The following is a 255-nucleotide window of genomic DNA, read 5'->3' on the forward strand; positions in this document are numbered from 1 at the left end:
GGCTCCTTTGCCTTCTCCAAGACGTCAGCGTTCGAATCGGGCCTTGTCCTTCCTGAAATCGTGGTCGGGATCCGGGACGGGAAGTCCTGGCTCACGCAACTGACCCTCGACGACGTCGAACTCACCGAGGCGGGAGCCCTCGCCGCTTTGGCTGGCTGGCTTCGCATTGACCAGGACGACGACGCGTCACCATTCGAGGACCTGTCACCTGTAACTGCGGACGGAACCGCCACCTTGGCGAGCGGTTCGCTCAGC

The 255-nt window shown here is 63.1% G+C and carries 1 protein-coding gene; it reads left to right on the forward strand.

Features of this window, described 5'->3' with window-relative positions:
- On the forward strand, positions 1-255 hold a 255-nt coding region (locus SB764_RS42460), incomplete at both ends, for a hypothetical protein (RefSeq protein ID WP_410867102.1).

The organism is Paraburkholderia sp. SIMBA_027, assembly GCF_046535315.1.
Lineage (GTDB): Bacteria > Pseudomonadota > Gammaproteobacteria > Burkholderiales > Burkholderiaceae > Paraburkholderia > Paraburkholderia tropica.